The 13,150-nt window shown below is 39.1% G+C and carries 12 protein-coding genes and 3 pseudogenes; 3 read left to right on the plus strand and 12 right to left on the minus strand.

The features are described from left to right. Both DXA18_RS10180 and fliB read left to right on the plus strand, forming a co-directional pair. Positions 1 to 818, plus strand: an 818-nt coding sequence (locus DXA18_RS10180; RefSeq protein WP_207661820.1) for a tyrosine-type recombinase/integrase, incomplete at its 5' end; no start/stop codon positions are given. Positions 819 to 1,177: 359 nt separating this feature from the next. Further along, positions 1,178 to 2,278, plus strand: a complete 1,101-nt coding sequence (gene fliB / locus DXA18_RS10190) for a flagellin lysine-N-methylase (RefSeq protein WP_118383809.1) — start codon at positions 1,178 to 1,180, stop codon at positions 2,276 to 2,278. A gap of 375 nt (positions 2,279 to 2,653) precedes the next feature. Here fliB and DXA18_RS10195 read toward each other — a convergent pair whose 3' ends face one another. The 3 genes from DXA18_RS10195 to DXA18_RS17640 are packed head-to-tail and all read right to left on the minus strand — an operon-like array spanning position 2,654 to position 5,861. Beyond that, a complete protein-coding gene (locus tag DXA18_RS10195) occupies positions 2,654 to 4,180 on the minus strand; it encodes a sel1 repeat family protein (RefSeq protein WP_118383810.1) in 1,527 nt (508 codons plus the stop codon). A 26-nt stretch (positions 4,181 to 4,206) separates the two neighbouring features. After that, positions 4,207 to 5,268: a toll/interleukin-1 receptor domain-containing protein gene (locus tag DXA18_RS10200; protein WP_118383811.1), complete on the minus strand. Its 1,062-nt coding sequence runs from the start codon at positions 5,266 to 5,268 to the stop codon at positions 4,207 to 4,209. 53 nt (positions 5,269 to 5,321) lie between these two features. After that, the gene (locus DXA18_RS17640) at positions 5,322 to 5,861 is read right to left on the minus strand and encodes a hypothetical protein (RefSeq protein WP_243007096.1); all 540 of its coding nucleotides are present in this window, start codon (positions 5,859 to 5,861) and stop codon (positions 5,322 to 5,324) included. 274 nt (positions 5,862 to 6,135) lie between these two features. On the opposite strand from DXA18_RS17640, the pseudogene DXA18_RS10210 reads away from it, so the two are divergent. Further along, positions 6,136 to 6,843 (plus strand): annotated as a pseudogene (locus tag DXA18_RS10210) (helix-turn-helix domain-containing protein); the annotation flags it as partial. 108 nt (positions 6,844 to 6,951) lie between these two features. Here the strand turns inward: DXA18_RS10210 and DXA18_RS10215 are convergent. From DXA18_RS10215 to DXA18_RS10255, 9 genes and pseudogenes are all read right to left on the minus strand, one after another. Continuing rightward, positions 6,952 to 7,473, minus strand: a pseudogene (locus DXA18_RS10215) (AAA family ATPase); the annotation flags it as partial. A 217-nt stretch (positions 7,474 to 7,690) separates the two neighbouring features. Then, positions 7,691 to 7,993 (minus strand): helix-turn-helix domain-containing protein, encoded by a 303-nt coding sequence (locus DXA18_RS10220; RefSeq protein ID WP_044952070.1) that lies wholly within the window; start codon positions 7,991 to 7,993, stop codon positions 7,691 to 7,693. Beyond that, positions 7,980 to 8,330, minus strand: a complete 351-nt coding sequence (locus DXA18_RS10225) for a type II toxin-antitoxin system RelE/ParE family toxin (protein WP_118383813.1) — start codon at positions 8,328 to 8,330, stop codon at positions 7,980 to 7,982. Before DXA18_RS10225 ends, DXA18_RS10220 begins: the two co-directional genes overlap by 14 nt. Positions 8,331 to 8,462: 132 nt before the next feature. After that, a complete protein-coding gene (locus DXA18_RS10230) occupies positions 8,463 to 8,738 on the minus strand; it encodes a hypothetical protein (RefSeq protein WP_118383814.1) in 276 nt (91 codons plus the stop codon). A 24-nt stretch (positions 8,739 to 8,762) separates the two neighbouring features. Further along, positions 8,763 to 8,953, minus strand: a pseudogene (locus DXA18_RS17450) (sugar transferase); the annotation flags it as partial. A gap of 131 nt (positions 8,954 to 9,084) precedes the next feature. Then, a complete protein-coding gene (locus DXA18_RS10240) occupies positions 9,085 to 9,456 on the minus strand; it encodes a hypothetical protein (RefSeq protein WP_118383815.1) in 372 nt (123 codons plus the stop codon). Between the two features lie 43 nt (positions 9,457 to 9,499). Beyond that, positions 9,500 to 10,219 (minus strand): integrase, encoded by a 720-nt coding sequence (locus tag DXA18_RS10245; RefSeq protein WP_118383816.1) that lies wholly within the window; start codon positions 10,217 to 10,219, stop codon positions 9,500 to 9,502. Continuing rightward, a complete protein-coding gene (locus tag DXA18_RS10250; protein WP_158567118.1) occupies positions 10,212 to 12,065 on the minus strand; it encodes a recombinase family protein in 1,854 nt (617 codons plus the stop codon). The genes DXA18_RS10245 and DXA18_RS10250 overlap by 8 nt, the downstream gene beginning before the upstream one ends. Then, positions 12,062 to 13,033, minus strand: a complete 972-nt coding sequence (locus DXA18_RS10255) for an AAA family ATPase (protein ID WP_118383818.1) — start codon at positions 13,031 to 13,033, stop codon at positions 12,062 to 12,064. Before DXA18_RS10255 ends, DXA18_RS10250 begins: the two co-directional genes overlap by 4 nt. Positions 13,034 to 13,150: the final 117 nt, after the last annotated feature.

Genomic DNA, 13,150 nt, shown 5'->3' on the forward strand with positions numbered 1-13,150 from the left:
TCAAGCCCTCTGACGCTAAAGAATGGGCGTTACGCATGAAAGACAAAGGCTTTTCCTACAATACCATTAACAACCATAAACGCTCGTTAAAAGCGTCATTCTATATCGCTATACAAGACGATTGCGTAAGGAAGAACCCTTTTGATTTCAAGTTAAATGAAGTCCTAGAAAATGATACCAAAGAGAAAGTCGCATTGACAGAGGAACAGGAACAAGCCTTATTGTCATTTATTAAGACGGACAATGTGTATCACAAGCATTATGATGATGTGCTGATACTGTTAAAAACAGGACTTCGTATCTCGGAACTGTGCGGTCTGACAGTAGCCGATATTGATTTCAAGAATGAAGTTGTGATTATCGACCACCAGTTACTAAAGAGCAAGGAACAAGGCTATTATATTGAAACGCCTAAGACGAAAAGCGGAATAAGGCAAGTACCATTAAGCAGAGAAACGATACAGGCATTTCAACGGGTTATGAAGAAACGCCCAAAGGCAGAACCATTTGTGATAGACGGACAGGGCAATTTCCTATTTGTCAATCATAAGGGCAAGCCAAAAGTTGCGATTGATTACAACGCCTTATTTGTCCGTATGGTAAAGAAATACAACAAGCACCACAAAGACAATCCCTTGCCACATATCACACCGCATACGCTACGCCATACGTTCTGCACAAGGCTGGCAAGCAAGAACATGAACCCAAAAGATTTACAGTATATCATGGGGCATTCAAACATTAGTATCACAATGAATTGGTACGCTCATGCGTCCATAGATACCGCAAAATCAGAGGTTCAGCGTCTAATCGCATAAAAGTATTTACCACGATTTTAACAACGATTGATAGAGAAAATATAAGAAGATAGACCTAGATATGCGAGGTTTACCACAAAAGCAAAATGCCCGTAGAGCCTATAAAATAAGGCTTTGCGGACATTTAAGAAGATATAAAAAGATAGTCAAAAAGACATATATAATTTATATAAAAGCATAGGGAGACGCAATCCTTTCTATTCCATCTTTTCCTGTCCATCCAGCAAATCCATATGTTTTATAATTTTCATCTCTTCATTGCGCTCCACTATCCAGAGTGCTATACTCCATATCGACACATCATATAAACACTAACATCTATCAGGCATACCATTTTGCCTGACAACAAAGGAGCACACATGCAATACAGCATCCCTGATTATTATAAAGAATTTCACTGCATCGCCGGCCAATGCGAAGAAACCTGCTGCGCCGGCTGGCAGATTATGATCGATAAGAAATCCCTTAAGAAATATATCCACACGAAAAGTCCATACAGATGGACACTGCTTCGTGGAATTGATTTTCTCCACGGCGCATTCCGTCAAAAAAAGGAAAAACGCTGTTTCTTTTTAAATGAGAACAATTTGTGTAATCTGTATTCGAATCTTGGGGAATCTGCGCTTTGCAAGACATGCAAGAATTATCCAAGACACATTGAAGAATTTGAGGATGTACGCGAGATCACGCTGTCCGTTTCCTGTCCGGAGGCAGCAAGGATTCTGTTGTCCAAAACAGAACCGGTTCGCTTCCTCACCTATGAGAAGCCGGGCACAGAAGAATACGATAACTTCGATCCATTTCTCTACTCCATGCTGTTAGACTGCCGTGAAGAAATGTATCACATTTTGCAGGATCGTTCTCTTTCCCTCTGGACAAGAACTGTGCTTATCCTCGGAATGACACACGATATCCAGACACGTATTGATCAGGAAAATGTATTCGACTGCCAGAACGTAATAACCCGCTATCAGAATCCGGGTGCTGCAAAAAAAGCAGCCTCCATTCACTTTGGCGAAGCTGCATTCTCTTTCCAGCACAGTATGTTAAAATCACTTCACCGATTAGAAGTGTTAAACGAACACTGGCCGAATCTCCTGTTAGAAACTGAAGCCATCCTCTACTTGAACGGAACCGGACATTACAAAGAAGCCTGTCGCGCATTTCTGAATAACAAAGTTATGATCCAGCTCGAACAGCTTCTTGTGTACTTCATCTCCACCTATTTCTGTGGAGCTGTATATGACGGTGAAGTCCTCGCCAAAGCACAGATGTCTGCCATCTGTACCGGACAGATCTTCGACCTGTGGCTCGCACGCTACATTGAAAATGGGAATGTCATTTCCGAAGAAGAAAAAATCGAATTGTTATATCGATACTCCAGAGAAATCGAACATTCCGATGAGAATTTAAAAATAATAGAAAAGATTATGGTCGGGCATAAGGTGCCGTGGCTATAATAAAATGAGGCTGTTGCAAAATAGATGAACTGCTCCCCGTCAAGCAGACAATTCATCTCACGAAATCTGTCGTTTTTTCGAATTATCCTTAATATTTCTTTTCAATTCTTCTATTTTTCTATCAGCTGCATATAATTTATTATACCATTTTATAGGAGTATTGCTATGTTAACTATTCTTTTCCTATTATATTGTGCCATAAAGACGAATACCCTCTATGATCTGTACACAAGTGACCAAGAACAACTACAATTTATCCGCCAGTGGAATCGTGAGCATTCTATATAAATAAACACAGAAGCCACAGTCTCCCGTGGCTTCCCCTATAAATCCGAATACAGCTCTGCTTTATATGTATTCTTTTACATATGAAATCTACATATGAAATTTCCCTACGATCATCCCCAATGGTGAACATGTCTCCTCCGGATATAACGGATTTGCATATTTTGAGAAAAATGAAAATTCCACTAATTCCCAGGCTCTTCCCACATCTTCTATAAAGACATCCACCAATTCCGGATCCCACTTCGTAAATACTATCTCATCATCCAATAATTCTTCTATGACACGACGCTCCATCGTTGCTACAAAATATGCTTTCCCCTGCCATAAACATACCTCAACCGGAGCTTCAGAACGCAACTCGTCCAGTTCTGTCACATTCGACCCAAATATCGGAATCTTATACAGCTCGTACGTCTTCCAATCCTGAAATGTGTCAATGCTCTCGAAATAACACAGCCTTAACTCGCAATCAGAGCCTGTATACGCTATATTATACGCAGTGCACTGCAGATCAAGATAACACTCCGCATGATCCGGACCTTTTATCTGACGATCCGCATATCTTTCTGCGATCACTTTTTGCTCCGGGAATTCAAAGTCTTCTTTCTCCGGCCAGTAACCTGAAAAATATGAAGAAACAAAGGTCAGCTTTTCATCCTGCGGATTCCATCCGACCGTCAATATACCAGACTCGCTAGTTTCAAGTTCACGCACAAACATTTCCACCCATCTTCGACCCGGCACGTTTTTCACTAATTTGCGAGATAATACTAAAAAGGCACTGTCACGTATATGAATGACTTTTCCCAACTCAGGAATGTACGGATTATTACGGATAAACGCTTCCTCTTTCGCATCGTTTTTAATCTGCTCCGCAGTCTCCACCAGATGTTCCGGGTCATCCTTCATCCCCTTTCCGATCCAGTAGAGTGCCTTTTCATAACTCTGTGGCACCTCTTTTCCCTGTGCATAGCATAGTGCCATCGCTTCCATAGCTACTGGGTTTCCCTCTTTAGCTGCCTGATAATAATAATGAACCTTTGCGAATTCATTTTTCTCTTCCAAGGCATCTAATCCTTCTTTCAGACATCTCCGGGCAGTCTCATACGAATATTCTGATTCACTGCTTTCATCATTTGTCAACATCCCGTCTGTATTTGGAGCAGATAAATTCTCCTCCCCGGTTCCCAATATAAGCTTCAATGCAGTCACCAGAAATCCTGTATAAATAGACCCACACACGCTCTCTCTGCGTCCATCTTTATAACATAAGCACATATAATCTGACGAATCCTCTGCGACAGATACATCGCTCAATTCATCATAGCATATCGGCTGCGGGATTGGATTTTTCTTTCTCAAATGATCAAACATGCTGCCATATAGCCCTTTTTTCGAAAACAGGAATCCCTTTTTACCATTTGAAAATGCACCTGTATTGCAATAAGCCTCTATATCCTCCTCCGCACACCCCGTCGCAAATCCCCGAAGCGCATTCTCAATCTGCTTTGTTTTCATCTCCTGACGGCTCAATACATGATTGGGCAATGTATGATGCTTGTGATCCTTTACCGACTCCTGTGTAATTCCCGCTACTTTTGAATATATATCCATGACCAGTCTCCTTCACTGAATAATAATTACATCTCTGTCTTGTCGTTTCTCGTGCACATCGGCAATGCACTTACAATTTTCTCCTGATAGCTATCAATCGAGATTCTCTGATTATCTGCTAATCTCTTTTCAAACATCGGTATAAATCTGGCATCATCCAGCTGAATATTAAAAATCTGCTTTCCATTCGTCCACGCATCCAACAGCTCATCCTGCACAAATTCAGAATTCACCGCTGCTTCCGAACTAAACAACATCACACACTCCGCATTTGCAATCTTGTCTTTTAACATCTTAGACCAATTGGCACCCCAGGTAATACCATCATCATACCAGATGCGGTAAGTCTGCCTTTGAAGAAAATACAGTACCTTATACACTTCTTCTCTGTCAGCATGTGCATAACTGACAAAAATGTACGGATCTGCTCCGTTATAAGGCAGCGATACATATTTGTTATTATTCAGACGCTTCTGAATCTCCCCACGTTTCTCGATGATCTGTTCATATTGCTTATCCAAAGCTTTCAGATCATATACCGAATCCTCTCCGGTATACAGCACAATCTCGTCAAAGATTTCTTTGTTATCCAGATACATTTTCTGCATCTTCTTATTCGCCGCAACTCTGGTCACTTTCTCCGACTCTGAGAATACGCCGTATTTCACAACGCTCTGCTCCACCGTAAGAACATCTTCAAACAAATGAATAACCGTCACATAATCTCCGTACGCAGCTTTCAACTCGGCAATGAACCCAAGCGAAGAAGCCCCTAGTGTGATCAACGAGTCCGTCACACCTCTAACCGCATCGACAATCCACTTCTGATTAAACCCGACACACACGCCATCCAGTCCATATGTAAAATCCAGCATTTCCAGTTCTTCCTCAGAAATGTAAACTTTGTCGTCATACCACTTCTGAAACCATTCATTACTGTCAGCCGTGTTTTCATAATTCTTCTTGTCTACTTTAGCATCATCCCGCACATAATTGTATTTTGAGATAATGGAAAATCCTTTTTTTCGGAAAATTTCCCGCGTCTCATATCCCAGATCGAGCGTCGCTCCATATACGATAAATAACATAATTTTAATCCTCTCCTCATTTCTCCAGCCGCTTGATCGCCTATTCCTTCCTCTTATATTGTATTGGTATGCCAAAGTATGGTCAAGGGTGTTGTACAGATGGTCATCCGATTGAGCCGATCGCAGTCGGCAATGCTGACAAGCACCCTGATAATCTGGATAAAACAGAAGAAAAGCAGGCGGAGAAATCCGCCTGCGAAAATTTGAATACTTTCTGCTAATTTGCGATGCAACACATCAAATGTCAAATTCTGATCTCTGCATGGAAGTTCTTCAAATCTGATATTTTTACCATCCAAAATCAGTCTTGAAAATTCAAGTGTATCTACCTCTATCGTTGCAGTATCGTTCCGTTTATATGCTTTTGATTTATATAAATACGGCTTTTGAAGTCCGCTTTTTACTATAAGTTTTATCGTTTGATCATTGTTCTGTATTTCAAGAGTATAATCAGGCTGCGGTGAAATACTATCATTAATCTTATTTTCGATATCCAGACAGGATTGTTTTACATCCTTTCCATCTTTATTGATTATATGATATGCATAAATGTACAAAAAACAATCGTAAAATTTTACAATTGTTTTTAGCATTCATAGCGCATCCACTGGATATAAACCAACTAACAATTGTGCGCATGCTTATATTTTCTAATGTACTAAGCATGTCACATAAGCTATATTCATATTTCTATTATCAATAGCCAATTCTACTATTAATAACATTTACACGATCAATAGTTGGTTATTCTTTTCCAAATCTGTTTTTATTGACGTCACTTCTGAATTCTGCTAATATAAAAAATGTTTTGAGCAGCATGAATTTGACATTATAGATGTCACTAATAATAACATTGGAGAAATGGATATGAAGAAAATATCTTACCAGAAAATGGCGAATCTTGTAGTCGCCAAAAGAAAAGAACAAAAACTCACCCAAGCCCAGCTTGCAGAAATGACTGGCATCCATAGAGCTATGGTAAGCCGATTAGAAGCTTTAGATTACATCCCTTCTATCGATCAGCTTCAAGCAGTTGCTGAAGCACTAGGATTCGAAGTTACAGACTTATTTGAAGAAGAAAATCCTGTTTCCTATAAGCCTGTTCTTGACAAAAAATACAACATCGCAGTTGCAGGTACCGGTTATGTAGGTTTGTCTATTGCCACACTGCTTGCACAGCACAACCACGTAACAGCCGTTGATATCATTCCAGAAAAAGTAGAGCTTATTAATAATAAAAAATCTCCAATCCAGGACGACTATATTGAAATGTATCTTGCTGAAAAAGAACTGAATCTTACAGCTACACTGGACGGAGAAGAAGCATACAAAAATGCAGACTTCGTTGTAATCGCAGCTCCGACCAACTACGACAGTAAGAAAAACTTCTTCGACTGTTCTGCAGTAGAAGCAGTTATTGAACTTGTATTAAAAGTAAATCCAGATGCGACAATAATCATCAAATCCACAATCCCAGTTGGATATACAGCATCTGTACGAGCAAAATACAATACAAAAAATATCATTTTCAGCCCAGAGTTGACAAAGTATACACACGTGATATTTTCAAACGTGATTAAACATTTGATACCTTCCATGTGATGAAGAATCGCAACATAAGCCACAACTGCACTTCGGAGTATACCGGGGTGCTGTCTGTGGTTCATGCAGGATACCGCCCCCTTATTTAATTGAAGCGGCCAGATTTTTCTTCAAACGCATATATGCTTCATACGCTGGAGTTGTTCCTTCCAGAAATCCGCTTTGATATGCATCGCTCTTCTTAATGTCATTGCGCTTTAAAATATAGCTCAAGTTTTCCACTGTAATGCCATTTCGATTTCTTACGATACAAATTCCATCATTTCGGTCATATTCATCCAGCAGTTCCGGATAATGCGTTGCGAAAATCAGCGTTCCGCCTCTTTTGTTAAGTCGGCTGTCCATGAAGAAACGCATCAGAGTCGTTACAATTTCTTTGTTAAAATGGTTTTCGATTTCATCCACCAGAAGGTATCCGCCGGACTGAAGAACCTCTTTTACCATTGAAAAAGTAATGATACCCTTGATTGTGCCGGAAGACAGGTACTGTTCAAGATCCACTGCATTGTTCAGGATAATTTCATCTTCACCCTTAAACTTCAGATGAATAAAGGTTTTTCCATCTGTTTCTTCAAAACACAATTTTTCAATGGTCGGATCAAGTTAGTACCAGGTGTCTGGCACCTAATAATAATAATAATTTGAAAAACTGTGCAATATTCTTAACTGTACACCCAATGATGTGTTCGCTTTCAAAGATGAAAAAGATTTGTAATACCGTCATAGTATAGCAATATTTCTATGGCGGTATTTCTGTATATAGCAGGGCAGAGAAAAACCGCAGGTGAAAATTCCTGCGGTTTCTATTTTCTCATACTCTTTACATTTTATTTTTGGTTGGCATCGGAACAAATTCCAGCTTTAATTGCATTCCTAATCCCTGTGCAAGTTTTTTCACCATACTCAGACTGGGATTTCTTGTTCCATTCTCGATCCGGCTTATATCTGCCTGCGTAATTCCGGTTTTAGCTGATAAATCTTTCTGTGTCATATTCTGCTGCACTCTTGCATCAATCATCGCCTGGATAATATCATATTCCGGTTGCAATGCATCATATTCTGCCTTTACCTCCGGATTCTGCAATGCTCTTTTTTTATAATCTTTATAGCTACTCATTGCCATACCTCCGTTCATAATCTGCTTTATACTTCTTTGCCAGTTCTTTTTCTGCCTTTGGTGTCTTCTGCGATTTTTTTATAAATCCATTGGTCAGTACCGCCTTCTTGCCTACGATAAAGAAATACAGTACTCTTGTAATATCTGATCCCTGCTTGGTTCGAAGCTCAAATATCCCATTCTCCAATGGTTTTGAATATGGCTCACGAAGCAATGGACCGTTCATTTCCAGTAAGTCAATTGTCCGCAATGTTTTTGCCAGCAACTTAGGCTCCAGGGAATCTAGTAGTTCCTGCACAGGGCATCTTCCATCTTCTGTATCATATAAAATGATCTCGTACATTAGTATACTCCTTCCTCTTTATAATTATAATATGTCGTATTCAACATATTGTCAAGATGGTTCCAAACACTTTTTCATATAATATTACGCATTTTTAAACGTTTTACTATAGCTCCTGTTCCTCGTCCCATCCTAGTCTTGCGTTTCTCGGTACTTCTCAAATGTATCCTGTACCTTCTCCGCCACTTCTGATTCATACACACCAGCTGTGATGAGGAGCTTCCGGACTTTGATAGGATTTAGGTTCAGAGCATCACCGATGGCCTGCAAGGACATAAGTTCATTATTCTCACGCTCCATTTCATTTAGTTTTGTTCTTCTTTTATTTCCGTTACAAACTATATAACAGTCTTCAAAATATACCGTGTGCGCCTCAGCTCCGGGAAGCCTGTGTTTCACACACGGCATTTATTTTCTCTTGTTTTCACCCGTCATGTTCCAGTTTGTGATATACTCTTTGTCAAGACGAACTACTTCTTCAAAATCAGTAATATCGCTTCGACCACTTACCTGCCACATACCGGTGATTCCCGCTTAATTGCCAGCCTTGCACGATGGTGAAGCTCATACAAATTCGTTTCTGAGATGAGGGGTGGGCGAGTACCTACAATCGACATATCGCCTCCTGATGTAAAGGTAGAAACAACTTTTTTTCAAAGAAAATTTTTCATCACAAAACCATGCAATTACCCTCAAAAAATCGCACAAAAAAGAACCTCCGATTTCTCAGAAGTCCTTATTTTACGCCATTTCTTTAAAATTCATCTGCTGTCTGCACTGTTGCCTGCTTCATATCAAATTCAACCAGATTATGCTCTATATGGCACATTCCAGTCAATCGGTATGTCTTTTCCTTGTCCCAATTACATGTATTCCAGATCATCCGTAACATTGGCACACTACTGATCTTAAATTCCCAATTCTCCGGATTGTATTTAGGCACACGAAAACATTCTGCTTCCTTTCTGGCACATGCCTGTACCACTAATCCTTTCTTATCAGAGTTAAAAAGGAACCGTATGTACCTCGGCTCTCCCAGTGCCACTATTGTTGAATGAAAAATTCTTATCTTTCCCCATTTTTGGCACAAAGAAATCCCTGGTATCATCATATTGTTTTCCTGCATATTGATACCTCCAATCTCAGAGCAGACTTTTCCCTGTCTTCATCTATTTTGGTGTTGTAAATTCCGCATATCCCTTCAGCATATTTATTTCCAAGGCTTTCTTATGTTCCTCTACTGGCAATCCAAAAGAATCTTTCCATTCTTTCGGATAAAAAGGTGTACGAGTCTTTTTATTTATTTCTTCAGTAGAAGTATTATCCTCTGATGCATTTGATAATGACGTTCCTTCTATATTATTGCTACTCTCTGCATTTTCCTGATTTTCTGCATTTTTCTTCTGACGTTTTCCCTTAGTATCCAGGTATATCTCTGTCTCCATCAAATCAAATACATATATTGTCTCACCTTCAAATGAAATCTTATGTCCTAAAATCTTATAACGGCAATCCAGATTCCACCCCATCATTTCATACATCATGGCAGAAAAGATTTTGTTTGTCATTTTCCTGCTTTTTCTTTTATCTGGTTTTGCCACGCACCAGCGAAGTGCGTCTTTATCATTTTCTTCGCACTTTCGGACAACCATTCTTTTATTTTCCTGGTTTACAAGTATCTGTATATAAACTGCATCCTCCAATCCGGCAATGCAGGCTGTATTAAATGTTACGCTGTCTCTCCGGATCACAACAGCAGGCTCCCTTAAATGTGCAAACAACTCACGTCTGACAACCTGATAACCGTCATAACTGAAATCCTCTGCCAACTCTATCGCTTTTTGATCAACAATCTCCTGCTCATCTGTGTAATTTGTTATATCACTCATATGTAGCACACCTCATTCTATCTATCAGTTTCTCAGCTTCATCTATCAAATCATCCAATATTTTTCTGGTTATAATTTCCATGCCTTCAACCGTCTTTGCCGGGCGTAGTATTTCCCAATTTCCTTTATATGCTACTCGTTGAAGAAAAACTGTTCTGTTTGTTGTTTCTCCAAAATTATGAATCCATGCTTTTGGATAAAGTACTTTCTTAACAGTCTTCATATTTTCAGATGGGGCTTCTACCGATGAGTCTATATGTTGTTCGTCAACATATTCTTGTACGAATACCTCTGGTTCTTCTAATTCAAATATCAATAGTTGTTCGTCTGAGTTGCCACAAAATTGTCCTCGTAATTTATATTTGCAATCGCTATCCCAATTCATAAGTTCAAATAACGGTTCCGAGAAGCCTTTGCAGCTCTTAGGCAGAACTGCCCAACGTCCATTTCGTATAGTTCCCCATTTTATCGCATTTACATTACTTTTTTCACATGGACGAACAGCAATACATTTCTCTACTGAATTAAATAGCAACTCCACATATTCTACATTTTCAAATTTTTTCATACATGCAGTATTAAACGCAATCTTTCCAGAAGATATTGTAACTGCCGGATCAAATCTTGTTGAGAAAAACTGTGCTCTTACGATCTCATATCCGCTCAAGTCGAAAGTACTTTTGATCGTTTTCTCTTCATGAATCTCGTTTGAATCTTCATCATATGCACTTAATGATGCTTTTTTATAATCATCAGTTGAAAATCCATTCCATGCCCGGTTTACCGGCACAAATCCTTTTAATACCCCTTGATCAACTACCTGTAATGTAGGCAAAGGATACCCTTTTCTACTATACTTTCCTGCTTCTAACAGTTTTTGTGCCGCATTATAAATTTCTCTGCTTACTATTGCCTCATGGTGATCTGCTTGCCTGTATTGATTTCTGTCATGGTTATTTTTCTTTGACTTATGATCCAGATAATTTGGTGTAAATGTTTTTCTGGACAAAACATCGCCACAATGTCTTTCATTGCGAAGAATATTTACAACTGCACTTCCTGTCCACTTTGTGTTTCCCAGTTTTGTTTTCCGTCCCAAATCCATTAATACCTCAGCTATTTCAGAAGTCGGAAAACCACTTAAAAACAGATAATAACACAGTCTGACCGTATCTGCTTCTGTTTCGTTGATAACAAGATTTCCATCCTCGTCTTTATCATATCCTAAAAGTTTTGGTGTCAGAAAAATCCCCCTTGAAAACCGTTGTTCAATAGAGATGTTCATAATTTCACTTTTCGTGTGCGATTCTTCCTGTGCTGCTGCCGACAACACTGCAAGCATCATTTCACTTGTATTATCAAGCGTATAAATGTGCTCTGTCTCAAAAAATACACCCACCTGTGGCTTCATATTTGCCAGTTCACGAACCTTAGCAATACAGTCAACAATATTTCTGGCAAATCTGGATACGCTTTTGGTAACTATCAAATCTATTCTTCCAGCTTGGCAGTCTGAAATCATACGGTTGAATTCATCTCTATGCAATAAGGATGTTCCTGAAATACCTTCATCTGCATATATTCCAACAAGGTTCCACCCTGCATGTTCTTTTATCATATCTTCATAATGATTTTTCTGCAGTTCATATGAAGATGTCTGATTAGCATCATCCGTAGACACACGACAATATGCACACACTCTTTTTGTGCCTACATCCTCAAATAGTTTTTCTTTCTGTTTCGCTGGAATGAACTCCAATTCACTACGATCTACGCCCTTGTATCTTGCACGAATCTTCTCTTTTCGTTCTTCCTGGCTTACAGCATGTTTTTCTTGTTCATTCATATGCTGTCCCCCACTTCCATATGCCAGTACCATATCTTGCCTTTTTTATATGCACTAATCTCCGCAATTTTCTTTGCTTCCTGTACCGTTCGCTTGGCAATACCATATTCTTTCATTTTTTCATAGATATATGTACTTGGCAGATCTTCCACCGCCAACAACGTTTGAAGATATTCAACCGCAACATCTTTTTTGGCGGTACTTTTTTCCACAGCCAGCAATTCCTCTATATTTATCTGACATTTTCCCATCCAGTGAAAACCTTTTTCTTTATCCAGTTCAAATCCGATTGGTTCGCCTTCTGGTGCAAGGCTCGATTTCACCGGAAACATATATCTTTTCCATGGTTCTTCTTTGTCTCTTGATACCATAAGAATACTTCTCACTGTTGCGGCAATATCAATACTTCCTAATCCTCTATAAATCTGCTTTCCACCGCTATTCTTTGTCATATGTCCCACCAGAACAATCGCACAGTTTGTTTCTTCTGCAACCTTGGATAGTTTTGACAGTGTTTCCCGCATTTTTACGGCATTGGTCATATTTCCATTATGTCCAATAAATGCCTGTATCGGATCAAGCACAACCATTTTTGCACCAATCTGGTTAATTGCAGTCTTTATGCGTTCATCTTCCAGTGTCAGTTCTCCATTATCGTCTTTTATAAATGCAACTCTATTACAATTTGCCCCTGCCTGTTCAAGTCTTGGTTTTATCGTATCGCCTTTTCCATCTTCTGAACATTGATATATCACAATCTCCGGTTCTTTTATCTTTTGACCGTCCGGTAAATATCCGCCTTTTGTCAATATAGCTGCAATATGAATAATTAATGTTGATTTTCCTTCTCCCGGATCACCCTGTAACATTGTAATTTTCCCACAGGGAATATATGGATACCATATCCATTCCACCTCCGAGGTTTTCACGTTGGAATAAAATTCAACACCTGTAATTGTATCTTCCAAATTTGATACCCCCGGTGTTTTATGTATTCTTCTACTACATGTGAATAATCGCACTAAAGTTCTACTTATATTTAATTATAATATATCTCTTTTAGGAATACAATAAGGAATATCAAA

Source organism: Dorea sp. AM58-8, assembly GCF_003464045.1.
GTDB lineage: Bacteria > Bacillota > Clostridia > Lachnospirales > Lachnospiraceae > Claveliimonas > Claveliimonas ammoniilytica.

Coding starts and splice junctions, on each gene's coding strand:
- fliB (WP_118383809.1), top strand. CDS start 1,178: ATGCAATACAGCATCCCTGATTATTATAAAGAATTTCACTGCATCGCC.
- DXA18_RS10195 (WP_118383810.1), bottom strand. CDS start 4,180: ATGGATATATATTCAAAAGTAGCGGGAATTACACAGGAGTCGGTAAAG.
- DXA18_RS10200 (WP_118383811.1), bottom strand. CDS start 5,268: ATGTTATTTATCGTATATGGAGCGACGCTCGATCTGGGATATGAGACG.
- DXA18_RS17640 (WP_243007096.1), bottom strand. CDS start 5,861: ATGCTAAAAACAATTGTAAAATTTTACGATTGTTTTTTGTACATTTAT.
- DXA18_RS10220 (WP_044952070.1), bottom strand. CDS start 7,993: ATGGCAATGAGTAGCTATAAAGATTATAAAAAAAGAGCATTGCAGAAT.
- DXA18_RS10225 (WP_118383813.1), bottom strand. CDS start 8,330: ATGTACGAGATCATTTTATATGATACAGAAGATGGAAGATGCCCTGTG.
- DXA18_RS10230 (WP_118383814.1), bottom strand. CDS start 8,738: ATGCCGTGTGTGAAACACAGGCTTCCCGGAGCTGAGGCGCACACGGTA.
- DXA18_RS10240 (WP_118383815.1), bottom strand. CDS start 9,456: ATGCAGGAAAACAATATGATGATACCAGGGATTTCTTTGTGCCAAAAA.
- DXA18_RS10245 (WP_118383816.1), bottom strand. CDS start 10,219: ATGAGTGATATAACAAATTACACAGATGAGCAGGAGATTGTTGATCAA.
- DXA18_RS10250 (WP_158567118.1), bottom strand. CDS start 12,065: ATGAATGAACAAGAAAAACATGCTGTAAGCCAGGAAGAACGAAAAGAG.